We start from the raw sequence: 24,420 nt of genomic DNA, 5'->3' as shown, positions 1-24,420 counted from the left end.
TTGAATGAAGAATATTCGTAATTTTTGCATTATTGCCCACATTGACCACGGCAAAAGTACTTTAGCCGACCGCTTGTTGGAGTTTACCAAAACGGTTACTGACCGTCAGATGCAGGCCCAGCTGTTAGATGATATGGACTTGGAACGGGAACGGGGTATCACCATCAAGAGCCACGCTATCCAGATGGATTATATGTATAAGGGAGAAAAATATACCCTTAACCTCATCGATACACCAGGCCACGTTGATTTTAGCTACGAAGTATCGCGCTCGATTGCAGCCTGTGAGGGGGCTCTTTTGTTGGTCGATGCTTCGCAAGGAGTAGAGGCGCAGACGATTTCTAACCTGTATTTGGCTATGAACCAAGGGTTGGTCATCATTCCTGTATTGAATAAAATCGACCTCCCAGGGGCAATGCCTGAAGAGGTAAAAGACGAGATGGAGGATCTTCTGGCCTGCGACCGCGACGATATCATTCCTGCGTCGGGTAAAGCAGGTATTGGGATTGAAGATATTTTGAATGCAATCGTAGAGCGCATTCCTGCCCCGTCAGGAAATCCAGCTACGGAGCTTCAAGCGTTGATTTTTGACTCAGTCTTTAACTCGTACCGTGGGATTGAAGTAATTTTCCGCGTTCAGAACGGAAGCATTCGTAAAGGCGACAAAGTAAAATTTGTGGCGACGGGTAAAGAATACAACGCCGACGAGATTGGAACGCTTCGCCTCGAAAAAGAGCCTAAAGACGTCATTGAATGTGGCGACGTAGGTTATTTGATTTCGGGAATTAAAGTAGCCAAAGAGGTAAAAGTGGGCGATACCATTACCCATACCGAAAAGCCATCCAAAGAAGCTATCAAAGGTTTTGAGGAAGTAAAACCAATGGTATTTGCGGGATTATACCCCGTCGAAACCAGTGAGTTTGAAGAAATGCGCGAAGCGATGGAAAAACTCCAGCTCAACGACGCAGCCTTGGTGTGGGAACCCGAAACATCGGCGGCCTTGGGTTTTGGGTTCCGTTGTGGGTTCTTGGGAATGCTCCACATGGAGATTGTCCAGGAGCGTTTGGAACGTGAGTTTGACATGACGGTTATTACCACCGTCCCTTCTGTGAAGTTTAAGGTAGTGACGACCAAAGGTGCGGAATTAGAAGTAAGTGCTCCTTCCGAAATGCCTGAGCCAACCTATATTTCGTGGATAGAAGAGCCATTTATCAAGGCCCAAATCATCACGAAGTCGGAATACATTGGCGCAATTTTAAAGCTATGTATGGATAAGCGCGGTTTGTTGAAAAACCAAAATTATCTGACTGCCGAGCGCGTTGAATTGATTTTTGAAATGCCATTGGCCGAGGTAGTTTTTGATTTCTTTGATAAATTGAAAACCATTTCTCGTGGGTACGCTTCCCTTGACTATGAGCTGCTCGACTACCGCGAATCAGACATGATTAAGTTAGACGTGATGCTTAATGGCGACGGAGTGGATGCACTTTCGGCCATTGTTCACCGTACGAAGGCTTATGAATGGGGTAAAAAACTTTGCGAAAAACTACGGGAATTGATACCGCGCCAAATGTTTGAAATTGCGATTCAAGCGGCAATTGGTCAAAAAATTATCGCCCGTGAAACCGTCAAAGCGATGCGAAAAGACGTATTGGCAAAATGTTACGGCGGGGATATTTCGCGTAAACGTAAATTGTTGGAAAAGCAGAAAAAAGGAAAGAAACGAATGCGTCAAGTGGGCAGCGTAGAGATTCCTCAAGAAGCATTTATGGCGGTGTTGAAGATCAATTAATAAATCACTATTTATGACTGCTACTTTTGATTTCAATGGTTTTGATGAACTAGATAGGAATTTCTTGAAACGCCTCAAAAGTTTGTATCGTGGGAAGAATATAAAATTGACTCTTGCTATTCAAGAAGAAGAATTTTCCATGAATGAGCTTTTGGAACGGATTAGTGATGTTGAGGAAGGAAAGAACTTAGTTTCTTATAAAGAGGAAGAATATCAAACGGTTCTTCAAAGCCTTTCTAAAACTCAATGAGAGATACTACCTTCCATCAAAAGGCATGGGAAGATTTCGTTCAATGGGCAAAAATATGATTTAAAGACCTTTTTGCGCTTGGTTGAGCTGATTGAAGAAGTCAAACGCACGCCTTTTGTAGGAAAAGGAAAACCAGAACCATTGAAAGGAGATTTAAAGGGGTATTGGTCGAGACGAATAACCGATGAACACCGACTGGTTTATAAAGTTGATGATCAAAGAGTGACAATTGTAGCATGTCGCGGACATTATAAATGAAGTATTTATGGGATTGCCAGAACATAGCCATCATTACTACGCTATCGTAGAATACCGAGTATATGAACAACTCGACCAAACCGTCGCATTTTCTTCCATCCAAGCCGAAATTCCAATGGAAGAAATATACAGCGGAATAAACTTTGAATCCCAAAAGTCAAACTAATTCTGAAAGAAGATGACGACTTTTGCGTGATTCTACTAATTTTGACCCTTGAAATTTAACGAAAAAAGATTCCCTATTCATACCCACTCACTATGGCAGAAGTAATCCGAATGCCCAAAATGTCTGATACAATGACCGAAGGGGTCATTGCAGCTTGGCACAAAAAAGTAGGAGATGTAATCAAATCAGGTGATATTATCGCCGAAGTAGAAACTGACAAAGCGACGATGGACATGGAGTCGTACCAAGAAGGTACACTGCTTTACATTGGCGTAGAAAAAGGGTCTGCCGTGCCCGTTGATGGTATTCTTGCCATTATTGGAGCCCCAGGCGAAGACTATCAAGCATTGTTGGGTGGAGGTACTGCGCCTGCCCCCGCTGAAGCTCCAGCCGCGCCTGCTCCCCAAGAAGTAGCTGCGCCAGCGCCTGCTCCTGTTGCGGCCGCAGCCCCAGCTGCACCTGTAAATGCCACCGTGGTACGAATGCCTAAAATGTCGGATACGATGACCGAAGGGGTGCTTGTAGCATGGTTGAAAAAAGTAGGAGATGTAGTGAAGTCTGGTGACATTATTGCCGAAGTCGAAACCGACAAAGCGACAATGGAACTTGAAAACTATGAAGACGGAACGCTTCTTTATTTAGGAGTGAAAGAAGGCGAAGCCGTACCTGTCGATGGCATTATTGCGATTGTTGGTGAGGCAGGAGCTGATTATCAATCTCTTCTAAGCCCACAAGCAGCTAGTACACCTGCGCCAGCAGCCCCAGAAGCGGCGGCTTCTGCGCCAGTCGCAACCGCTGCTCCAGCAGCTGCTACAAGCGGAGATGGACGTATCAAGGCTTCTCCGTTGGCAAAAGCACTTGCCAAAGATAAAGGTGTTGATTTAAGCCAAGTCGTTGGTTCGGGCGAGGGTGGTCGTATCGTGAAAAAAGACATTGATGGTGCTTCTGCAAGCAGCCCACAACCAGTAGCAGCAGCTACGCAACCAGCCGCTCCAAAAGCACAGCCAGCTGCACCAGCGGCCGCTCCTTCGGTTGGAGATTTTGAAGATACACCTATATCGCAAATGCGTAAGACGATTGCGCGTCGTTTGAGCGAGAGCCTATTTACTGCTCCGCATTTCTACCTTACCATGGAAATTACGATGGATAAGGCGATGGAATTACGCGGTAAAATCAACGAAGTGAGCCCAGTGAAAGTGTCGTTCAATGACATGGTTATCAAGGCGGCAGCGTTGGCACTTAAACAACATCCAGCCATCAATTCGGCTTGGTTAGGCGATAAAATCCGTAAGTACAACTACGTTAACGTAGGGGTAGCCGTAGCGGTCGATGAAGGCCTGTTGGTTCCTGTGGTTCGGGATGCTGATAAGAAAACACTTTCGGTAATTGCGAGCGAAGTGAAAGACATGGCAGGTAAAGCCAAAGACAAAAAACTTCAGCCTAAAGATTGGGAAGGCAATACCTTCTCGATTTCTAACTTAGGGATGTTCGGCATCGACGAGTTTACGGCGATCATCAACCCACCAGATTCGTGTATCATGGCCGTGGGTGGTATCAAGAAAGTAGCAGCGTTCAAAGAAGACGGTAGTATTTATCCTACCAACATCATGAAAGTAACGCTTTCGTGCGACCACCGTGTCGTTGACGGTGCTACGGGTTCTGCTTTCTTGCAAACGTTCAAGAAGTTGTTAGAAAACCCACTCGGAATGTTAGTCTAATATTCTGAAACCATATCGTCCCTCTCCTGCGTTATTGTCGGGAGAGGGATTTTTTATGGGTTACTTTTCTTTAAAACCAGGGGATGAACAGTCAAAACAAATTTTAAAAATATGCAACCAATTCATGCCACTACAGTAGTGGGAATTATTCATAACGGCGAGGTAGTTGTAGGGGCCGATGGGCAGGCTACGATGGGAAATACCGTGGCAAAAAGCAATGTTCGTAAAGTAAGAAGCCTAGCAGGTGGGAAAGTAATTGCAGGTTTTGCAGGTTCAACGGCCGATGCCTTTACGTTGATGGAGCGTTTTGAAGAAAAGCTAAACGCCTACGGAGGAAACTTGAAACGTGCTGCGATCGAATTAGCCAAAGATTGGCGTACCGACCGTTATTTACGCCGCTTGGAAGCCATGATGATTGTGGCGGGAAAAGGGGAATTACTTGTGATTTCGGGTACGGGAGACGTTCTTGAGCCCGACAATCAGGTGGCAGCCATTGGCTCGGGTTCTATGTTTGCCCAGTCGGCGGCATTAGCACTTAAAAAACACGCACAGCACCTTTCTGCTGAAGAGATGGTGCGTGAAAGTTTACACATCGCTGCCGACATTTGCATTTACACCAACCATAATTTAGTCGTGGAAAAAGTCAACGACTAAACCAATGGATTTGTAGTAGCTTTTATATTTATACAAAGCGCCCCGTCAACTCAATGACGGGGCGCTTGTCGTTTTCATGACTGAAAGAAAATAATTAAATGGCTGTATGGCTGTTGGGTGATTCAAAAGTAGGGTCTAGTGGTATATCCTGCTAAAAAAAGTGATAAACACCCCTATTCGCGGTTTGAAATTGAAACATTATGGGTTTGAGTTTCACATGGACAAAGCCATCGTTGGTCAGCCCAAAAGCCAAATTCGTCCAATAAACCAATATCATAATGATTATGTAACCGATATTTGTCTTAAAAAGAATTTCACAGCAAAATGAACCAATGGCATAAATACAAATACCACATTTATTTCTGGGCTTTTTGGGGGGCGTTGCTGCTTCTACAGGACTCAATAAGCAATTATCTGCAAGGACGATTTGAGCAAACCTTTACGTGGCACTATTTCTATTGGTTTGTGTTGCACATGGTGTTGGTGACAGGCGTTACCTATGGCTATGCGTATCTGCTTAAAATAGTCCCTTATTCTGGAAATAAAACCAAATGGCTGTTGAGCTCTTTGGCGTTGCAAATATCAGTAACAGCCGTTTTTTCATTCTTCCGAACCTACGTCACGGAGTTGCTTTTTGGGTCTCTTTCGGCCGAATACCTAAGTAGCTTTTTAGAATATTTCCCTTGGTTGCTTCGTACATCGTTGGTGTTTATGATTGTGGGGTTTGGGTACCGTGTGTTGATGGACTATTTTGAGGAACAAAAAAAACGCCAAACATTGGAGAAAATGGCGTTGGTTGCGGAGCTAAGTTCGCTTAAAAACCAAATCAATCCCCACTTTCTTTACAACAGCCTTAGCTACTTACACGCGCAGGCAGTGCCACTTTCAGAATCGTTGGGGGACGCCATCTTGTTATTGTCGGATATGATGCGATATAGCTTGCACGATACAGACGAAACGGGCTTGGTATCACTGGAAAAAGAAGTAAACCATATTAAAAATTTTATTACGATTCATCAACTTCGTTTTGGGAATAAATTGGCGGTAGAATTCAGCGTGGAAGGAAATGTAGCCAACAAGCGTATCTTACCTTTAGTGCTTATTTCATTTGTAGAGAACGCATTTAAACATGGAAAAACCACTAATCCCCAAGAGCCGCTCCAAATAAATCTTCAGGTGGCGTCTGACTCTTCGTTGGTGTTTACGGTGAAAAATCGAAAGTCGGAAGGCCCGAAGGATCATTCAAGTGGTATTGGTCTAAACAACGTACGACGTAGGTTAGAGTTGGTTTACCCAAATTCACACCAGCTAAGAATCAACGATACTAAGTACTATTTTGAGGTTAACTTGGTCATAAATCACGTTTAACAATGAGTGAGAATCTGTACATTTGTGGTTCGGACCAATCCCCAATTACGATGTCAATTCGTTGTCTTGCCGTTGATGATGAGCAACATGCCTTGGACATAATTTCGCGATATGTCGAAAAAATCCCAAACTTAGAGCTGGTTGCTGCAACAACCGATGCCATCGAAGCCTTCCAACTTGTTCAAAAAGAGCCGATTGATTTGGTGTTTTTGGATGTACACATGCCTGAAATTACGGGCATTCAATTCTTAAAACTTCTCGGAGGGCGGACAAAAGTCATTCTTTGCACGGCATATCCCGAATATGCGCTCGAAGGATATGATTTAGACATTGTTGATTATTTGTTAAAACCCATGCGTTTTGAACGTTTTTTGAAAGCAGTTCAAAAGGCTCAAACCCTACTTGAGGCAGAAGAGCAACCCAAGACGGCCTCTACTTCGACGACATCGTTTCTCGACGATTATATTTTTGTGAAGACCGAAACCAAAGGAAAATTGCTGAAAGTGGTTCTTTCCGAAATAAGATACGTCGAAGGACTGGGAAACTACGTTTCGATTTTCACCGATGACAAACGAATCGTTACGCTTCTTACCATTAAAGAACTCGAAGAGCGTTTACCCAAAACCTATTTCTTGCGGGTACACAAGTCGTACATTGTTGCTTTGGGCAAAATACAGGGAATTGACGGTAATCAAATTATGGTTGCCGAAGGCCACATTCCACTGGGAGATACCTACCGAGAAGCCTTTTTTAATGGCCTTCAACAAAAAATAGTCGCTTCTAAAAAGTAGTTACTACCTTCGTTTTATTTTCAGTCTAAACTATGAAATATTTGATTGTCGGCCTTGGAAATATAGGCCCAGAATATGCCCTTACGCGGCATAATATTGGATTTATGGTGCTCGACCGTCTTGCAGCGCAGCATGATTTTAAGTTTACGATGCAAAAACTCGCCTATACGGCTGAGTTTAAACACAAAGGGCGTCAAATTTACTTCATTAAGCCCACCACCTACATGAACCTCAGTGGCAAGGCACTTCGGTACTACATGGATGCGTTTAAAGTACCTTTGGAAAATGTGATGGTGATTACGGACGAAATCCAATTGCCGCAAGGAAAAATAAGAATCAAACCCAAAGGCTCGAATGGCGGGCACAATGGCTTGCGCAACATTGAAGAATTGTTGGGGACGCAAGAATACGTCCGAATGCGCTTTGGGGTAGGAAGTGATTTTCCGCGCGGACAGCAGGTTAGGTATGTTTTGAGTAATTTTCCAGAAGATAGTTTTGAAGAACTACTTATCGATTTGGACCGTGCTGGCGACGCAGTACTCAGTTTTTGTACTTTAGGAATACAAAATACGATGAATAATTTCAATCAATGATTGTATTTTTTAAAGAACTTTATTTTTTTGTTAAAAAAAATTTTATCGACATTTTATTTTTTTAACCAAAATAAAATTCTGACAAAAATCATAAATCTTACTTATACTGTTCCTAAAACCCTTATTTATAGAAGTTTAGTCGAAATAATATTTTAATTTGCGGAAAATGGAAATTTGGAGATTAAAAATTTATCCCGACCTTTGTATCGTTCAATGAGCAAGAGCAAAATTGAACTTTATTATGAAAGTAACGGTTAACTCAATTATATTTGCAATTGCACTCGGGTTTGTACTTTTAGCGACCGAGTCAAACGCAAAAGAAAGTAACAAAACAAACGCCAGCCCGAAGGTTACTTCACTGGTGAAAGCACAACAAAAGGCATTTGAACAGTACATCAATGAACAGTACACGCCTTTCGTTGAGCAAGAAGATTGGAAAGTTTTTGTAGAAATTGTGACTTATTACAACAACTCCCCGTCTAAGTTTTTGAATGTTGACGCTGAAAAGCAAAAGCAGTTTAGAAACGCAGTTAGTCTAATGATTCATTCGCTGAGTAGTAGCAATGATACAAATGCGAAAGACTGGTTGCAAAGTTTAAAAAAGACATCGCATAACATCAATTTTCTCTGGAAGCTAGACTGGAACAGTCTTATGGAAAGCGAAGAACTTGAAAATCAAGGGGAACAAATTAGCTCACTCAATGGTTTTTAAAGAACAAGAGAAAAATTGATAGATAATAATATTAGTTTTTTCATGTAGAAAAGGTTAAGGGTTTAGGAATAGTCAGTATAAAGCCCCGCTCACGATAGCGGGGCTTTATCTTTTTTAGGCAATCACGTTTCTAATCACTTTGCCCGCAGTATCGGTCAGTCGGAAATTTCGTCCTTGAAACTCGTAGGTGAGTTGTTCGTGGTCAAAACCAAGTTGGTGCAAAATCGTCGCCTGTAAATCGTGAATGTGCGTTCGGTCTTTGATGCCAAAATACCCAAGCTCATCGCTTTCTCCCATACTAAATCCTCGCTTGACACCGCCGCCTGCCATCCAGCACGTAAACGCATCCGTATGGTGGTCGCGGCCTTTGAAAGGCATTTTTTTGCCGTTGCGGTTTTCTTGCATCGGCGTTCTGCCAAATTCCGTGCCCCACACCACCAAGGTTTCGTCCAACATACCACGTTGTTTCAAATCCAACAGTAAAGCCGTGATGGATTGGTCGATTTGATTGATTTTATCACGTAACCCAAATTCCAACGAAGTCCCTTTTCCGTCGCCGTGGGTATCCCAGCCCCAGTCGTATAACTGTACAAAACGAACGCCTTTTTCCACCAATTTACGCGCCAAAAGGCAGTTATTAGCAAAAGATGATTGCCCTGGTTGCGTGCCGTAGAGTTGATGAATGTAGGTGGGTTCTTTGCTAATATCCATCACTTCGGGTACCGATACCTGCATTTTGAAGGCCATTTCGTACTGAGCAATGCGGGCCAGCGTTTCGGGGTCTTTAAATTCCTCGTATTGTTGTTGATTGACCGCCGTGAGGGCATCAATGGCTTTTTTACGTAAATCTCGGTCTAAGCCGTTGGGGTCGCTCAAAAACAAAACGGGGTCACCTTCGGAGCGGCATTGCACACCTTGATATACCGATGGTAAAAATCCATTTCCCCAGACTGATTTTCCCGCATCGGGGGCTTTTCCTCCCGACGTAAGGACGACAAAGCCTGGTAAATTGGCGTTTTCAGAACCTAACCCGTACGTTACCCACGAGCCCATTGACGGCCGACCTAAGCGGGCACTACCCGTGTGCATAAACAACTGTGCGGGAGCGTGGTTGAATTGGTCGGTGTACATGGCTTTCAAAAACGAAATTTCATCGGCCATTTGGGGTAAGTAGGTAAAATAATCGGACATCCACGCGCCCGATTGGCCGTGTTGCTTGAACACACCTACCGACCCAAGCATGTCGGGTACTCCACGGATGAATGCAAATTTTTTGCCTTCCAAAAACGAAGGGGGGCAAGGTTTGCCGTCCAATTTGGCCAATTCGGGCTTGTAATCCCACAGCTCAAGTTGCGACGGAGAACCGCACATGTGCAAGAAAATCACCGATTTAGCCTTAGCTGCAAAATGTGGAATCTTGACATCCAATGGATTTGCAACAAGCTGTTTTTTAGTACTTCCGTTGCCGCAGCTTCCAAACATGGTTCCTAAGGCCATCATGCCCAGCCCTGAAGTACATTGCTTGAGAAAATGCCGCCGAGTTTCCAACAGAGCGGATTCGAGTTGAAGTTCGTTTTGAAGTTTCATGGGTTATTCCTTCGTTATAAACTCGTCCATATTCAACATAGTATTGGCCACAAACGCCAACGCGGCTGATTCGGCTGTGCTGTTACACATCCAGTCTTCGCGTTTTTTTGGGTTTTTTTGAAAGCGAATGAACGCTTCTTGGTAGAGCTTTTCAAATACTTCTTGCTTTGGTTTTGGAAGTGCATGACCCGTCATCCACTCATATCCCTTTTGAAGCTGGGAAGCAACGGTTTTGCCCCCTTCATGCTGCATTCGACGGGCAAAGTGTTGGGCCATATCGACAAAAGCCGAATCGTTGAGTGTAACCAATGCCTGCAAAGGAGTGTTGGTGCGAATCCGCCGAGCCAAACAGACATCGCGCGTGGAGCCATCAAACGTAAGCATACTTGGATACGGACTTGAGCGCCGAATGTAGGTATAAATGGCGCGTCGATAAGCATCTTCACCTACGCTTTGGTTCCATTTAGAACCGCTGTAAACGACTTGCCAAACTCCTTGTGGTTGGTAAGGCATGACAGGACGTCCGTACATTTTTCGACTCAATAAATTGCTGACGACCAAGGCTTGATCACGAACCTGCTCGCCTGTCAATCGAACGCGAGGACCACGTGCCAAATAGCGATTGGCGGGGTCTTTTTCTAAAAGTTCATCGGTAACGTGCGAATCTTGACGATAGGTGGCCGATAGAACAATCTCCTTCAATAGTGGCTTGATTTGCCATTTCATATCGTCCATAAAACGGTACGAAAGGTAGTCGAGCAAAGCCTGGTGGGTAGGAGCAAAGCCCTGCGAACCCATGTCTTCGAGGGTTTCGACAAGACCTGTTCCAAATAACTGTTCCCACACCCGATTAACCAGCGTTCGAGCCGTGAGCGGGTTTTCTTTGGCCGTGATCCATTGGGCTAATCCTAGTCTATTTCGTGGGGCATTTTTAGGAAATGGGTGTAATGAATGAGGCACATCGGGCTCAACTGCCGTAGTAGGAGAAAACATACTTCCTCGCTCAAAAACTCGTGTGGTACGTTTCAAATCGGCTGGATTTTCGAGCAGAATAGGAATGTTTTCGGTGCGGGTGAGCAACAGTTCGTTGAAATGTTTGAACTGAGTTTCGTAGCCTTCTTTTCCTTTTCCAGGAAAGTCGTCTTCCAAAAACATGACCCAATTGACCAAGCAAACATCTTGAGTTTCAGTCGCGAGTTTAGGATTTCGGAAAATAAAATGTAGGTCTTTTCGGGTGCTGAAGTTAGGAAGATTCACCCATTTGAGGAGCGTGAGGCCGTTCCAAAAATTACGCCCTTGCGCCGTATCAAGTTTTACCACGGCTAATTTAGGGCCGTTGAGGCTATCGGTTCTAATTTCGATACTTCCACCGACTTGCGCCGTAACGTAAGAAATCAACATCCGACTTTTATTGATGGTTGGGGCGTTTTTTAAGCGGCAGGTTCCTCCATTTTGCATGCCCATGTACGAACTAGGCTCGGAAGTTCCTTTTTGAAAACTATCAAAATTGTGCGCGTAAATGCGTGGTTCGACGGTTCGTAAAAAATGAACAATTTCTTTCGACTTCGTTTCAGAAACGGAAGTTTTCACCCATTGAGCGACTTCATCCAGTTTCTTTTGGTCGGTTTCGTTGAAAAATCGCAAGTGAGCCGATTCATCCATGACATCCTCGTCGCGCGTGTTGTTGAAGAAGGCCATGTATTTATAAAACTCTTCGTGCTTAAAAGGGTCATACGGATGGCTATGGCATTGGACACACGCAAAGGTCGTACTATTGAAAGCTACCCAATTGGTGCTTACGCGGTCGAGCACGGCAGCCACGCGAAACTCTTCATCGTCGGTTCCTCCTTCGTCGTTATTGGTGGTATTTCGGTGAAAACCAGTTGCGATGAGCTGATTTTCAGTAGGGTTTGGAAGCAAATCACCTGCCAATTGTTCGGTGATAAACTGGTCATAGGGCATGTTTTGATTAAATGCCTTAATGACCCAATCGCGGTAACGCCAAGCATTGCGAATATCGTCCTTTTCGTAGCCTTTTGAATCGGCATAGCGTGCCAAATCGAGCCACATAGAAGCCCATTTTTCCCCGAAAGCTGGTGATTTTAACAAAGAATCAACTACCGTTTCGTAGGCATTGGAGGCTGGATTGTTAAGAAAAGCTTTGTATTGTTTTTCGGTGGGCGTAAGCCCTGTCAAATCGAGCGTTACGCGGCGTAACAGCGTGGCTTTATCGGCTTCTTGGCTATGCGATAATTGCTGTTCTTTTAATTTTTCGGCCACAAAGTGGTCAATATCATTATTCGCCCACGAGTTTTGCCAAAACTTCCACCAAGAATTACTTGGAACCGCTGGCTTTTCAACGGCCTGGTAGGCCCAATGCTTTCCCCATTTTGCTCCTTGGTCAATCCATTTAGTCAAGGTCTCTATTTCTTCTTTGCTGAGAGGCTCGCCCTTTTTGGGCATAAATTTTTCAGGATCAGGGTGCGTCAAGCGAAGGATAAATTCGGAGTGAGCAGCATCTCCTGGAATGATGGCAGGCTTTCCAGATTTGGTTTTTCCGAAAGCTTCTTCTTCAAACAAGAGGCTAAAACCGCCTGCTTTTTTTACTCCACCGTGGCAAGCCATGCACTTTTTGTTCAAAATAGGCTTGACTTGCGTATTAAAATCAATTTCGCTTTCAGACAGGGAATGATAGCCGTATGCTAAAACGCAGACAGCTACTGTACCAACGAGTAGTTTGTTCAGAAAGGTCATGGGAATGGTGGTAAAATAGACCTTCCAAGTTTCGGAAACTTGGAAGGTCTTAGAAAAGACTGAGGGAGAGATTAAACGTTGGTCAAAATACCGAGTTTACGGTCTTCTTTCCAGCGTCCGCGCGTGAAGTCGGGGAATTTAACAGGAGCGTTGCCTCCCTGAATCGAAAGCGCAGAAAGCGGAGTTACCGACGACCATGAGGCGGCATCATACACGTCCATGTCGAGGGCTGTCCCACGGTTGAAGCAGTCAATCAAGCGATAAATCAGCACGAAGTCCATGCCGCCGTGCCCGCCGTTACGCTCGATTTCTTCCTTCATTTTTGCCCAAATTGGGTGTTTATATTGTTCGCGTAAGGCTTTGTATTCTTCGTCTTTAATAAAACCGTGTCCTTGCCCTTTTTTGGCAAAACGGCTTGGATAGCCTGTATGGAACGCTTTTGTTCCTGCCAACATGTTGATACGGCTGTAAGGACGGGCGGTGACGACATCGTGTTGTACCAAAATAGTACGCCCTAAATGCGTCTTAATGAGCGTATTGTTCATGTCGCCATGTTTGAAACCTTTCCGCCCGTGGAATTCGTTAGACGGGTCGGTCATCGTACTGGAATCCTCGCTAAGGCTAGCTTCCAAACTACTCATGGACACCAGGTGGTTGAAACGGTCGCCACGGTCGATGTTCATGTATTGAGACACAGGTCCAAGTCCGTGCATAGGATAAAGATTTCCGTCACGGGTCAAATTGTGACGAATCCGCCACATGTTATAGTATTCAGTTTTGGAGAAAAGTAGTTCCCGCAAATCGTGGATGTAGCCACATTCAGCGTAAGTAATGGTACCAAAAACACCCTGTTCGGCCATGTTTAAGACCCAAAGTTCTTCGTCGCCGTAGCAAACATTTTCGAGCATCATACAGTTGCGTTGGGTTTGCTCGGCGGTATTTACCAGTTTCCAACAGTCTTCTATGGTATAAGCGGCAGGTACTTCTGTCGCAGCGTGTTTGCCTTGTTGCATGGCATAGACGCACATGGGCACGTGGTCTTCCCAAGGAGTGGCAATGATAACAAGGTCGATGTCATCGCGACGGCACATTTCTTTCCACGCATCTACTTTAGAATGATAGTAGGCCACGTCGTTGACCCCTTTAGATTCAAGCCACTGTTTGGTTCGGTTGGTATAGCGCTCCTGAATGTCGCAAACGGCGACAATTTTGGCTTTGGCACCACAGGCATGTACCAGTTTTACGTGTCCCGAACCACGGTTCCCGACCCCAATAAAAGCCACCCGAACCTGCGGAATCGGTGCTGATTTTAAGCCAATTACTGACTTACCAGCGGCCTTGGGGATGACAGTTGTTCGAGCAATGGTTTCTTCTATTGAATTTGAGCGAGCATTAGAAGCAAAGGGTAATCCTAAGGCAGAACCAATGGCTGCCGTAGCTTTTAGAAATGAGCGGCGTTCCAAGAAATTTTTCATGGAGTGGGAGGGATTGAAGGTTAGAAATATTGATGAAGCAAATTAATAAATAAATTTAAAAAATAAGCAATGACTACCGAAGTAATCATTGCTTATAAATAGAATTTTATGTTCAAATAGTTGATTTTTAACTAGATGGGTTTTAGCCAGACTAAACAAATTGGTTTAAAACTAGAACTCCAATTAAACCCACTACCGAAACGATGGTTTCCATAATCGTCCAAGTTTGTAAGGTTTCTTTGATAGACAGGTTGAAATATTCTTTGAACAACCAAAAACCACCGTCGTTTAGGTGAGAACAAATCAAGCTCCCCGAGCCGATTGCTAAGACCATTAATTCGGGCTTAACTCCCTGACTTTGAACCAAAGGAGCGATGATTCCAACGGCAGTGAGGCCCGCTACCGTAGCCGAACCCACACAAATGCGAATCACGCCCGCAATCGCCCAACCTAACAAAAGTGGCGAAATTTGAACACCTGCTAGTAGTTCACCAATGTACTTACTTACTCCGCCGTCGGTGAGTATTTGTTTAAACCCTCCCGCTCCTGCTACAATTAAGAGAATGATTGAGACGCTTTTGAAGGCTTCTTCCAATGACTTCATCACATGTTTGGTACTTCTTCCCCGACGGATTCCCAAGAAATAAATAGCTACCAGTACTGAAATAAGCATCGAAATAGATGGATCACCCAAAAAGGAAAACATGGTGTGTAACGCCGAATTTTCCTCAAATTGTCCTTTGAGCCAAGGCATCAATGTCAACAAAAGCAAAGGCAAAAGTGCTACTACAAGGCTAATGCTCAGGCTAGGCATCTCGGCTTCGGTAAATTGGCGGGTATTAAAAAGTGAAGCGTCGGGCTTAGGGTTGTATTTTTTTAAGGTTTTTCCAAAAATAGGACCTGCAATGATGATGGCAGGAATCGCTACCAAAATCCCGTAAAAGAGTGTCTGCCCCACATCTGCTTTAAATTGGGTGGCAATGGCCGTAGGCGAGGGGTGAGGAGGCAGGTAACCATGCGCCACCGAAAGTGCAGACAACATCGGAATAGCGACATACAACATGGGAAGTCGGGTGGAGGCAGTAATAGTAAAAATGAGGGGGATAACAATCACAAAACCCGCATTATAAAACAAAGGTAAACCAATGATAAAACCAGCCAATGCAAGCCCCCAAGGTAGGTATTTAAGACCAAAAATATTCATGAGGGTGGTGGTAATACGTTGGGCTGCGCCACTATCTGCCACGAGTTTGCCAAGCATTGAACCAAAACCAATGATAATTACCAATGAACCGAGCGTTCCGCCGATGCCTTTTTCGAGCGACTGACTGATTTGACTTACGCTCATTCCACAGGCTAACCCTAAGCCAATACTGACGATGACGAAGGAAATGAACGTATCAAGGTGAAAATAGGCAACTAACAAAACAAGGGCTACAATCCCCAACAGGACATACAAAAGCAGCATAGTAAGGAGGGTTTTAGGTATAAAATCGTATGAAACTGAGTACAATGTTAAAAATTTGCAAAGATAGTTTTGTACAAAATCAGGAAACGAAGAATTTTGACAAACAATCTCTCAATTCATTGAAATAAGCAACGGATTTTAATAACCTACTCCCGTACCAACTGAACAATTCACCATCAACCAACATAATATGGGCAGAGGGACAAATTTCTTGAAATTCTAGTAAGTGTTTTTCTCGAAATGAATAAGGCTCTGAAGAAAGAAAAATAAGCTCAGGAGCGGCTTGTTGTAAGTCTGCTTCTGAGATTTCGGGATAACGTGTCAGGTCTTCAAATACGTTTAGAAAACCAGCTTTACGCAGCATCTCGTGGATAAACGTGCCATTTGCAGCAACCATATAGGGCTTTTTCCAAATAAAATACGCTACGCGTGGGCGACGCGACGGCGATTGGAGCGAGCTAAATTGGGTAGATAATTGTTGACAAATGTTGAGAGCCTCAGGTTCTTCGTGGGTAAGTTGACCAACCTTCTGAATCATTTCAAGCGACTCTTCCAACGTGACGATGTCAGAAATCCAAACGGGAAAATCTTGTTGCAAAGTTTCGATGCCTTCTTGGTAATTTTCCTCTTTGTTGCCGATAATCAAATCAGGTCGTAGCGCCTTGATTTTTTCAAAGTCAAAGTTTTTGGTTCCGCCGATTTTTGCGATGTTCTTTACTTTATCGGCGGGGTGGCAACAAAATTTTGTAATACCTATTACTTTGCCTTCCAAACCAAGGTCAAAAAGGAGCTCAGTTTGCGAGGGAACAAGTGACACAATTCGCTGCGGAGCTGTTGGAAAAAGCATACACGATACAATATCCTAATGGGAAGTACGGAATTTTCCTGTACCAAAGGTTTGCCTAAAGCCTATTTTAAAACCTGTATTTTTGGTATAGAGGTCACCACGGTCAATGGCCGCAGAAGCAACCCACTCTAATCCCGAAAGCGCAGGAATTTGGCCTTTGAGTTGTAACAAAGCCGAAAGTTGTTTAGGAACGGTAGGGTAGGGGTAGATGTAAGTACCGTAATTGGCACTGTACGAGATTTTGGATAAAAACTGAATGGAGGGGCCAATATTGCCTTCAAAACCAAGATGATATACTAAAACACGGTTATTATTAGCCATGTCATTGGTATTTTGTTCTTCAGGGCGGTTGGTGTCTTCCTGATTGGTAATGAACGGTGTGCCAATAATTCGTCGTCGATACGACCACCCATCGTAGTACTGTTGGTGGTTGAAGTACTCGTCTTTGCCGCGTTTTTTCCCATTCGTCATTACAAACGTATCACCACCCTGACTACGGGTATTTAATAACTCAAATACTACTTTTTTAAAGGAAATTCTACCTTTTTCGTGGCTAGGGTAAAGGTTGGTGAGTACAATTCCATTCAGGCCGTCGGCGATGCTTGTAAGGTAGAATAAAGACCCATCTTCGTAGATATTTTGGCGATACACCAAAATATTTACTTTTTTCAAATCAAGTTCAAAGCCAACATCAACTGTACCTAAATGGTTGCCCACGCGGTTAGTAGAGTCGAAGGCATTGCCTTTTCGAACCCCAATATTGGGGCCAATGGCAATAACGGCTAATAAATAGTCTGCAAAACTGCTAGGTAGCGTCTTATTTGTGACCGTTGCGATATCGTCAAAAGTCTTTCCTCCCCATTGTACTTGGTGGTTAAAACCCCCGTATAGTTTGACGGAAGAGCTTTGCCTACCGATACGAACATAAAGGGACTTTTGGTGCAAATAATAACCGTAGGCAAACTTGTTCGTCCCAAACCAGCTATGAGCGTAATTCCCCTTAAAAGCTAACCAAGGATTGTTTTTTCCTAATGGTTGATAATCTGGTATTTCAATTTGGAGTTTGGGCATCGGAAAGGCATTTCCTGACCATATATAAGAACCTGTGCCAAGTGTACTGTCAGCCAAACCAAACAATTCTTTTTTGCGACCAGCATAAAAAAGTAAATTTTTATATTTGACGCCTGCATACAACTGGGGTAAAAATAGCGTGGTACTTCTACTATCTAGCAAATTTCCTACCACTTGAGTACCGCCTATGAGTTTCCATTTATTATTTTTTACAGATAAGTTACTTTCAAAGTCGATTGCCCCACTCAGTGCAACAGCTGTTTTTTCTGGCACGACATCATACTGATTCGCTCGTAACCAAAAGGGCATTTGGGTGGCCGTATTGTAATAAAAAGCACTGAAATCAGTCCTAAAAGAATGTTTTGCAGTACTATCTTGTGCGGTAGCCAAACCTGTACAACCCAAAATTAAAAAGCAACAAGACAGTAATACGAAAAGCTTTTTCAAGGGAAAAGAAGTAATTTCTGGACGAATAGAATACTTGTGAGAACAATGTAAAAAACAAAGTTATCAAAAAAATCCTCTTTTACGAAGCCCTAATTGGATTCCTACGGAAGGTTCATAGAGTGTACCAGCGTCGATTGCAATGGATGTTGTCCAATCGATTCCCTGTAACCAAGGTAGTTCCTTTTGGATTTGGAGAAGGCTAGAGAATTGTTGTCTAGCGGAAGGAAATGGATAATCATAGGTACCCAAGTTGTTACTAAAAGAGGCTTTTACTAGCCACTTCCACTCATCTATCCAACCACTTGCGCCTAAGTGAAGCATTTGGACTCTATTATTGAGGGTTTGCGCATTTTTGATGAGAGGAAAAGAACTAATAATATCATTCTGCTTGGGTATAAAAGGCGTACCAATCATTTCACCTTTATAAGACCACCCTTCAGAATACACATAATGATTAAAATAATTGTCTCTCCCAAAAATTTGTTGTTGAAAATCAAATACATTTCCCCCTTGGCTAGTAGTGTTTAACCATTCAATATTCACCTTTTCGAGGGTAAATGTTTGCGCATAATTTGGCGTATTTCGATTGTTAAATGTTATGCCTTGAAGTCCATCTTGAATATTTAAGAAATTATATAAGGAGCCATCGTCGAATATATTTTGACGAAAAAAAGTCAAGGATTTATTGTTAGCTAATTTCCAAACCAGCCCTAAATCAAGCGTTCCAAGGTGGTTGCCCACGCGGCTGTCTTGCCATGGTTTTCCCACGACGACGGCCCACCAAGCCTCTTTTGGAGGAAGCCCATTTGGCCAAATTTGATCTTCTCCACCCCATTGGGCAAGGTGATTGAATCCTCCTATTAAATTAATTTTCCAGTTTGGGCGACCCATTTTGATGAATAAGGTCTTTTGGTGAAAATAGGCTTTTACTGCATTGGTTCGAGGGCCATACGCAACAGCGAGAGTATCTAACCAGCCGTGGGCAAAAGAGCCTTTTATGGAGAATAGTCCTCTAAAAAAAGGCAATTCTACGAAGTTGGGAACTGACAATTGAATTTTTGGGAAGGGCTGAGCATTCCCTGACCAACTATAAGAACCAGAAGAAAGAAGTGTATCGCCCAATAAACCCATTGTTTCGAGCCGACGACCATAAAATAATTCGATAGGTCCATATTTGATGCCTGCAAAACTCTCAATAAGGTTAAATGTGTTTGAGTTTTGTTGGGCAATAAAAGCACCATCGAGGCCATATAAAAGCCGTATTTCGCGCCAGCTGTACTTTACGGTATCCCCTTTGGTATTCCCCAAAGTAGCCCTTGCTATAAAGGACGAAGAGTTTTTGGGAATGACGTTATATTGATTGGCATAGTACCAAAATGGAACGGTAGGAGAATTAGTGCCGTAAGCATTCACCGATAAATTATACTCGGACGTAGGCAAAAACTGTGAGTAACCATTAACCACGCCAATGAAGAAGCACACTAAAAAATGAATGGAATACCTATGTCTCATAGAGGTAGCCTCGCAAATTTATCTATCGTCCCAACCCAGCTAAAACTACCCTAATGGTATGTAAAATTATTTTAAAATCAAATCCGAATGATTGATGTTTAATGTAATACATGTCATACTTGTGTTTCCACATTCCATCTTCTATGGAAGCTCCGTAAGGGTATTTAACTTGAGCCCAACCAGTTAGTCCAGGTTTAATCACGTGTCGAAATTCGTAATAAGGGATAGCTGTTTTTAGCATTTCAATAAAAACAGCTCTTTCGGGGCGAGGCCCAATGAGAGACATTTCGCCCTTTAGTACATTAAACAACTGAGGAATCTCGTCGATACGTGTTTTTCTAATAAATGTTCCTACTCTGGTAGCTCGGGGGTCATTTTTTTGTGCCCATTGCGCACCACTTGCTTCGGCATTGGCTCGCATTGAGCGAAATTTGATGACTTCAAATTCGATATTATAAAGTCCTACGCGTTTTTGGCGATAGAAAATGGAACCCTTGGATTCTAGCCGGATGGCAAGGGCGGTTAGCAATATAATGGGGGATAGAAGTATCAAAAGAATAGAAGCATAAATGATGTCAAAAAATCGTTTAGTAGCAATTTTTGTACGGTTTCTCAATACTGAGAATGCTTCTTTATTGAGAAAGTAATCACCATTTAAAAGACTGATTTCTGTATATTTATTTTTTGACTCCAGAAAATCTACCAATGGCATGACGGTCACCCCAAACTCAATGTTTCTAAGTAAGAACTCTCTCTCAAGGTCGTCAATATATGCCGCATTGTAATAAGTAATTACGCCTTGTCGCTTGAAAATTTGATCACATTGATTGAATAAGGGAGTGTAAGAATAATTTTGTAATACTTCTGTTATAAGCGGAATACTAGACTCTGGACACACAATATACAATGGGTTTTGCACCAGTGTGGAAGAATGAGTAGGGGTAATCTCAACGTAAGAAGTAGGATATTTGGTAGAATCTTCCAATGGAATTTCTTCAAAGGTGGTAGAAAAACTTTCAGCTTCAGGCTCCTTCATTTTGTATTTTTTTTAGAAAAACACCTTAAATTTCCATAATTACAAGTAATCTCTTGTGAATAGAAGAAGTCCAAAGATAAAGCCCATTTTTGTAAAAACCAAAGAAGTCAGATACCGTTAAATAACTTCACAATAAGGAGAAAAACGGATGATTTGAAGAAAGTAGCCCAAAATCTTGTGGTAGTCACAAAGGCCAATTACTTTTGTAAAAAAGGTTGTTGATTCATGAGTACCACCGCTATCGCAAAATCCACCCAAATTGCAGGGACACAATTACATCAGGTAAAATTAGTGTCGTTGAAAGAACATAAAGATTCCAGAGGATCCTTTACTGAGATTTTTCAGGACCATTGGGGGACGGTTCTTAAACCCGTGCAGTGGAGTGTCGTAAAATCGGAAGCAAACGTATTTCGTGGAATGCACTATCATCAACGGCATGATGAGTATTTTTGTCTCATTGATGGTCATTGCGTGCTTGGCCTGAGAGATTTACGCGCTGGTTCTCCTACGCAGCATCAATCTGCCTTATTTGAACTTTTTGGAGATGACCCTGCCGCGCTTATTTTCCCGAAAGGGATGCTGCACGGTTGGTATTTTCATACACCTGCGCTTCACATTCAATCAGTCTCAGAGGCTTATGTTGACTACGGTGGTGATGATAACTGGCGTTGTGCCTGGGACGATCCAGAACTGGAGCTACCTTGGGGAATCGATAATCCTATCCTGACAGATGCAGCCTCTAATGCCCCTTCTTTGCGTACGCTAGTCGCCGCTTTAGAGAATAAAGGCTATATGTAAGCTTTGTTTGGATAAAAGGGATGAGTTCACTTAACGTTTTTCCTTTGATTCTAAACCAATCACTTTGCAAAGCAGCACGTTCGTCAAGAAGCGATTGAAGCGCTTCCGTGCGTAGTTTACGGATAAAGACAGTGTCACTAAGTCTAACTTCCCATTCTTTTAATTCTTCTACGCGTTTTTCGGTCGGGATTCCTGGGTATGTGGCCCCTCTTTTAAAATAAAGTACTGTTGCTTCACTTCCAAAAAACGGGTGGTAATCTGGGTGATCCATAAATTGCGCCCACATATAATCATCCGTAAAAATATCAGGTGGAGTTGTGCGCCAACCGTAGGGTAGGTTTTTATAAAAGTCGTACGTATGGGCTACTGCCGAAAAAACAAAATGTTGTCGAGCGTTGGAATAGCCATACCGAATGTCTCCATTTTGAAAAAGTCGAAAGTAGTTGGAAGAAACAAAATTGCCCTTTTCAAACAGCTCTAATAAAGTTTCGAGGTGATTGGGTAACCATAAGTCGCGGTCTAAAAGATAGGCGACATACTTTCCTTGCGCATATTGTGTAAGTACTTGGTGCCGATTGGGTTCGCCCCTGCGAAGGTGTTTTGGGAAATCAAAAAACTTGATTCGGGTATCTTGTTTAACGAGCGATTGAATCACTCCCCTCGTAAATTCATTCACTCCGTCACCAATGATAAGTAACTCAAAATCAGTGATAGTCTGTTTTAAAACACTACTGACTGAGTAAGGAAGTAGCAATCCACGGTCATTGGTGGTAGGAAGTAAAATAGAAAAGCGAGGAGACATGTTGCCCGAAAAATTTAACAAGTTGTGGCCCCTAACGAGTAAAGTGCCGTAAGAACTTCGATGGTCGTGATTCCTTCCTGAAAAGTGGAAATAGGAGGTGAGCCACCGCGTAAATATGCTAAAAATGCTTCTAATTCCTTTCGTAAAGGTGGAGTGGTTTCAAAAAAACGCTTTTCGCTATTACTTGGTGTAGGGTAACTACTTTCGTCACCGTAGAAAATTTCGATATAATCTACTTTTTCGTCGGCCAAAATGGCAATCCCTTTGGTACCGTGCAGTCGAATTTCACGGCGTTTATCGGCAAAGCGGTTTGAAACTTCTATTTGAACAAACGGTGAATCTCCCAACAAGGCTGTCATTCCTCTTGCAGCATTGCCGTGCCATTCAATGACTGCCGAACGGGGTTGTGGAATATAACCGAGAATTTCGAGTGAAATTGTTAAATCGTGGGGAGCTAAGTTCCAGATACTATCCGTATCGGTACGGGGGCTTGTCCAGTTGCACCGATGCGTATAAAGGGCTGTAATATCGCCAAGTTCTTTATTACGAGCTAGTTGACCTAAAAGCTGCACTCCTGCATGGTAGCGCCAAATGTGCATCATAAACAGGGGGTGATTTTCAAACTTTTTAAGAGCGATGGCGTCTTCAAGTGAGGTAACGAGTGGCTTTTCAATAAAAACGGGTATGCCCCACGGAACAATTTGTTCTAAAATAGAGCGATGAGTGACGGAAGGGGAAGCCAAAACAATGCCATCAACTGTTTGTAAATCATCTACTGAGTCAACAAAAAAATGGAGGTAGTCTTTTTTTGCTTCAGGATTGGGGTCGAAAATTTTTAAATCGACGGCTAGATTAACCAATTCTCGGATGATGTTTTTACCCCAAATTCCCGCCCCGATGAGTCCTATTGTCATTTATTTTCCTTGTTTTTTAATCATGATAACCATTGTTTTCATGATTAACCACATATCGAAGAAGAATGAAACCTTGTTAAGATAAAGTAAGTCATAGCGAAGTCGCTGTTTGATTTCTGTGGGCGAACCAGCATATCCAAATTTAACTTGACCGATAGAAGTTATCCCTGGTTTGACGGAAAGTATGAGTTTAAAATCATCGGGAGACTCGTCCATGAGTGTTTTAACGTCATAGTCAGCCAATGGGCGTGGCCCTACAACTGACATGTCCCCGCGTAAGACATTATAAAATTGGGGTAATTCATCCAGTCGAGTTTTTCTTAAAAAACGTCCCCAAGGAGTTATGCGTTTATCCAGCGTACCTTCGGAGTGCCCAAGTCGGGCTCCTACATGCATACTTCGAAACTTATAGATTTTAAACTTTTTGCCCCATTGTCCTGTCCTGTCTTGGGAAAAAATGATTGGGCCTCTGGAGGTTATTTTTGTAATTAAACCAAGCAGAATAAAAATAGGAGAACCTAGCAATAAGATAGTACTAGAAAAAATGACGTCAAAAAGCCTTTTGCTGATGTATTCACGTGAATGATCTAAAAATTCTGAAGAGAGGGAAATAACTGGGGTAATCCCGTGAAATTCAAGTGAAGGAGCTTGACTAAAGAAGAAAGCAAAGTCAACTACTAGTTTCACTTTGTACGAAGCAGTATTCGATTTCTCTACAATATCTTTTAGGAGCGGATGACCCACTCGGGGAATACAGCAATAAACAGTATCGATTTGGTTGGACGCTAATATTTGATTAAGGACGCTATAGTCACCTCTGATAGAAGGCTTATTCTGAGTGTTAAGCTCATCATAGTAGCCATAAAATTTGTAGCCAAACTCAGGATGTTGGTCATAAAAGCGTTTAATTCTTTGTGAAGTTTCGTTGTACCCAACGATGACATAGTTGAGCGTGTTGTTACCATTGGCTCGATAGATTTTAAGTAAAACCACTGCCGCAGTTCGCCAAACGCAACCAAGAAACCAGAAAAGTAAAAAAGTATAAAACAGCTGGAGCCTAGGTAAATGGAAGTCTTGTAGAAGCATCCATATAAAAATCCCAAATGCTGAAAACAGCAATACAGCAATTAAATGCCTATAAATGAGGGTAAAAACGTGGAATTTGAGGCGGGTGTGCTGGTAGGGGCGTAATAAGCCGACAACTAGAAACCAGCAGAGACTTAAAAGAAAAAATAAAAAGAGATGTTGCTGGTAATGGTTTGAAAAAGAGGAGTTTACCAGAATAAGCCCCATTTCAAATGAGAAACTCAATGTAATGAGATCTAAAAGAAATTGAAAAGGGCGAAACAGTAAAAATTTATTCATTTATAAACTCACTAATGATTTTTGCCAGTTAGGTTAAATGTT

General features: G+C 42.9%; 22 protein-coding genes. 11 read left to right on the top strand and 11 right to left on the bottom strand.

What is annotated here, in order from left to right:
• Nucleotides 1–4: 4 nt before the first annotated feature.
• The 10 genes from lepA to K339_RS0100695 all read left to right on the top strand — a co-directional run bounded on the left by lepA (nt 5) and on the right by K339_RS0100695 (nt 8,302).
• On the top strand, nt 5–1,792 hold the full coding sequence (lepA, locus tag K339_RS0100740; RefSeq protein WP_028521886.1) for a translation elongation factor 4: 1,788 nt from the start codon (nt 5–7) through the stop codon (nt 1,790–1,792).
• 13 nt (nt 1,793–1,805) lie between these two features.
• Entirely contained in the window at nt 1,806–2,042 is a 237-nt protein-coding gene (locus K339_RS0100735) for a hypothetical protein (protein WP_028521885.1), read from the top strand.
• Between the two features lie 72 nt (nt 2,043–2,114).
• On the top strand, nt 2,115–2,300 hold the full coding sequence (locus K339_RS32240; RefSeq protein ID WP_310586582.1) for a Txe/YoeB family addiction module toxin: 186 nt from the start codon (nt 2,115–2,117) through the stop codon (nt 2,298–2,300).
• Between the two features lie 7 nt (nt 2,301–2,307).
• The gene (locus K339_RS36915; RefSeq protein WP_157607432.1) at nt 2,308–2,466 is read left to right on the top strand and encodes a hypothetical protein; all 159 of its coding nucleotides are present in this window, start codon (nt 2,308–2,310) and stop codon (nt 2,464–2,466) included.
• 92 nt (nt 2,467–2,558) lie between these two features.
• Nucleotides 2,559–4,184 carry a pyruvate dehydrogenase complex dihydrolipoamide acetyltransferase gene (locus K339_RS0100725; RefSeq protein ID WP_028521884.1) on the top strand — a complete coding sequence of 542 codons (1,626 nt, stop codon included), beginning with the start codon at nt 2,559–2,561 and terminating at the stop codon, nt 4,182–4,184.
• A 111-nt stretch (nt 4,185–4,295) separates the two neighbouring features.
• Nucleotides 4,296–4,838 (top strand): ATP-dependent protease subunit HslV, encoded by a 543-nt coding sequence (gene hslV, locus K339_RS0100720; RefSeq protein WP_028521883.1) that lies wholly within the window; start codon nt 4,296–4,298, stop codon nt 4,836–4,838.
• A 324-nt stretch (nt 4,839–5,162) separates the two neighbouring features.
• Complete coding sequence (locus tag K339_RS35640) at nt 5,163–6,206, top strand: sensor histidine kinase (RefSeq protein ID WP_051397715.1); 1,044 nt, start codon at nt 5,163–5,165, stop codon at nt 6,204–6,206.
• Nucleotides 6,207–6,208: 2 nt separating this feature from the next.
• Nucleotides 6,209–6,997: a LytR/AlgR family response regulator transcription factor gene (locus K339_RS0100705; RefSeq protein ID WP_229598672.1), complete on the top strand. Its 789-nt coding sequence runs from the start codon at nt 6,209–6,211 to the stop codon at nt 6,995–6,997.
• A gap of 32 nt (nt 6,998–7,029) precedes the next feature.
• Nucleotides 7,030–7,590, top strand: a complete 561-nt coding sequence (gene pth, locus K339_RS0100700; protein WP_028521881.1) for an aminoacyl-tRNA hydrolase — start codon at nt 7,030–7,032, stop codon at nt 7,588–7,590.
• Between the two features lie 241 nt (nt 7,591–7,831).
• On the top strand, nt 7,832–8,302 hold the full coding sequence (locus K339_RS0100695; RefSeq protein ID WP_028521880.1) for a hypothetical protein: 471 nt from the start codon (nt 7,832–7,834) through the stop codon (nt 8,300–8,302).
• Nucleotides 8,303–8,416: 114 nt separating this feature from the next.
• Here the strand turns inward: K339_RS0100695 and K339_RS0100690 are convergent, their stop codons facing one another.
• The 8 genes from K339_RS0100690 to K339_RS0100655 all read right to left on the bottom strand — a co-directional run bounded on the left by K339_RS0100690 (nt 8,417) and on the right by K339_RS0100655 (nt 20,499).
• Nucleotides 8,417–9,889 carry a DUF1501 domain-containing protein gene (locus K339_RS0100690; RefSeq protein ID WP_028521879.1) on the bottom strand — a complete coding sequence of 491 codons (1,473 nt, stop codon included), beginning with the start codon at nt 9,887–9,889 and terminating at the stop codon, nt 8,417–8,419.
• Nucleotides 9,890–9,892: 3 nt separating this feature from the next.
• Complete coding sequence (locus K339_RS0100685; protein WP_028521878.1) at nt 9,893–12,643, bottom strand: DUF1553 domain-containing protein; 2,751 nt, start codon at nt 12,641–12,643, stop codon at nt 9,893–9,895.
• A 71-nt stretch (nt 12,644–12,714) separates the two neighbouring features.
• Nucleotides 12,715–14,118 (bottom strand): Gfo/Idh/MocA family protein, encoded by a 1,404-nt coding sequence (locus tag K339_RS0100680; RefSeq protein ID WP_028521877.1) that lies wholly within the window; start codon nt 14,116–14,118, stop codon nt 12,715–12,717.
• A gap of 151 nt (nt 14,119–14,269) precedes the next feature.
• The gene (locus K339_RS0100675) at nt 14,270–15,586 is read right to left on the bottom strand and encodes a gluconate:H+ symporter (protein WP_028521876.1); all 1,317 of its coding nucleotides are present in this window, start codon (nt 15,584–15,586) and stop codon (nt 14,270–14,272) included.
• A 79-nt stretch (nt 15,587–15,665) separates the two neighbouring features.
• Nucleotides 15,666–16,433 (bottom strand): ABC transporter substrate-binding protein, encoded by a 768-nt coding sequence (locus K339_RS0100670; RefSeq protein ID WP_037298781.1) that lies wholly within the window; start codon nt 16,431–16,433, stop codon nt 15,666–15,668.
• A gap of 15 nt (nt 16,434–16,448) precedes the next feature.
• Complete coding sequence (locus K339_RS32230; RefSeq protein WP_037298891.1) at nt 16,449–17,813, bottom strand: capsule assembly Wzi family protein; 1,365 nt, start codon at nt 17,811–17,813, stop codon at nt 16,449–16,451.
• Nucleotides 17,814–18,014: 201 nt separating this feature from the next.
• On the bottom strand, nt 18,015–19,463 hold the full coding sequence (locus tag K339_RS0100660) for a capsule assembly Wzi family protein (RefSeq protein ID WP_028521874.1): 1,449 nt from the start codon (nt 19,461–19,463) through the stop codon (nt 18,015–18,017).
• 22 nt (nt 19,464–19,485) lie between these two features.
• A complete protein-coding gene (locus K339_RS0100655; protein ID WP_064750935.1) occupies nt 19,486–20,499 on the bottom strand; it encodes an exopolysaccharide biosynthesis polyprenyl glycosylphosphotransferase in 1,014 nt (337 codons plus the stop codon).
• A gap of 225 nt (nt 20,500–20,724) precedes the next feature.
• Here K339_RS0100655 and K339_RS0100650 point away from each other — a divergent pair, with 225 nt between their 5' ends.
• Nucleotides 20,725–21,297: a dTDP-4-dehydrorhamnose 3,5-epimerase family protein gene (locus K339_RS0100650; RefSeq protein ID WP_028521872.1), complete on the top strand. Its 573-nt coding sequence runs from the start codon at nt 20,725–20,727 to the stop codon at nt 21,295–21,297.
• Here the strand turns inward: K339_RS0100650 and K339_RS35635 are convergent.
• From K339_RS35635 to K339_RS0100635, 3 genes are read right to left on the bottom strand one after another with little or no spacing between them, the layout of a single operon-like run.
• Nucleotides 21,239–22,099 carry a glycosyltransferase family 2 protein gene (locus K339_RS35635; protein WP_157607430.1) on the bottom strand — a complete coding sequence of 287 codons (861 nt, stop codon included), beginning with the start codon at nt 22,097–22,099 and terminating at the stop codon, nt 21,239–21,241. The genes K339_RS0100650 and K339_RS35635 overlap by 59 nt on opposite strands.
• Nucleotides 22,100–22,113: 14 nt before the next feature.
• Nucleotides 22,114–23,013, bottom strand: coding sequence for a Gfo/Idh/MocA family protein (locus K339_RS0100640; protein ID WP_028521870.1), 900 nt, complete (start codon nt 23,011–23,013; stop codon nt 22,114–22,116).
• Nucleotides 23,014–24,378, bottom strand: a complete 1,365-nt coding sequence (locus tag K339_RS0100635) for an exopolysaccharide biosynthesis polyprenyl glycosylphosphotransferase (RefSeq protein WP_037298776.1) — start codon at nt 24,376–24,378, stop codon at nt 23,014–23,016.
• Between the last annotated feature and the right edge of the window lie 42 nt (nt 24,379–24,420).

It is taken from the genome of Runella limosa DSM 17973, from assembly GCF_000482465.1.
GTDB lineage: Bacteria > Bacteroidota > Bacteroidia > Cytophagales > Spirosomataceae > Runella > Runella limosa.
Note: the sequence above shows the minus strand (reverse complement) of the source record. Positions and strands in the feature narration are given on the sequence as shown.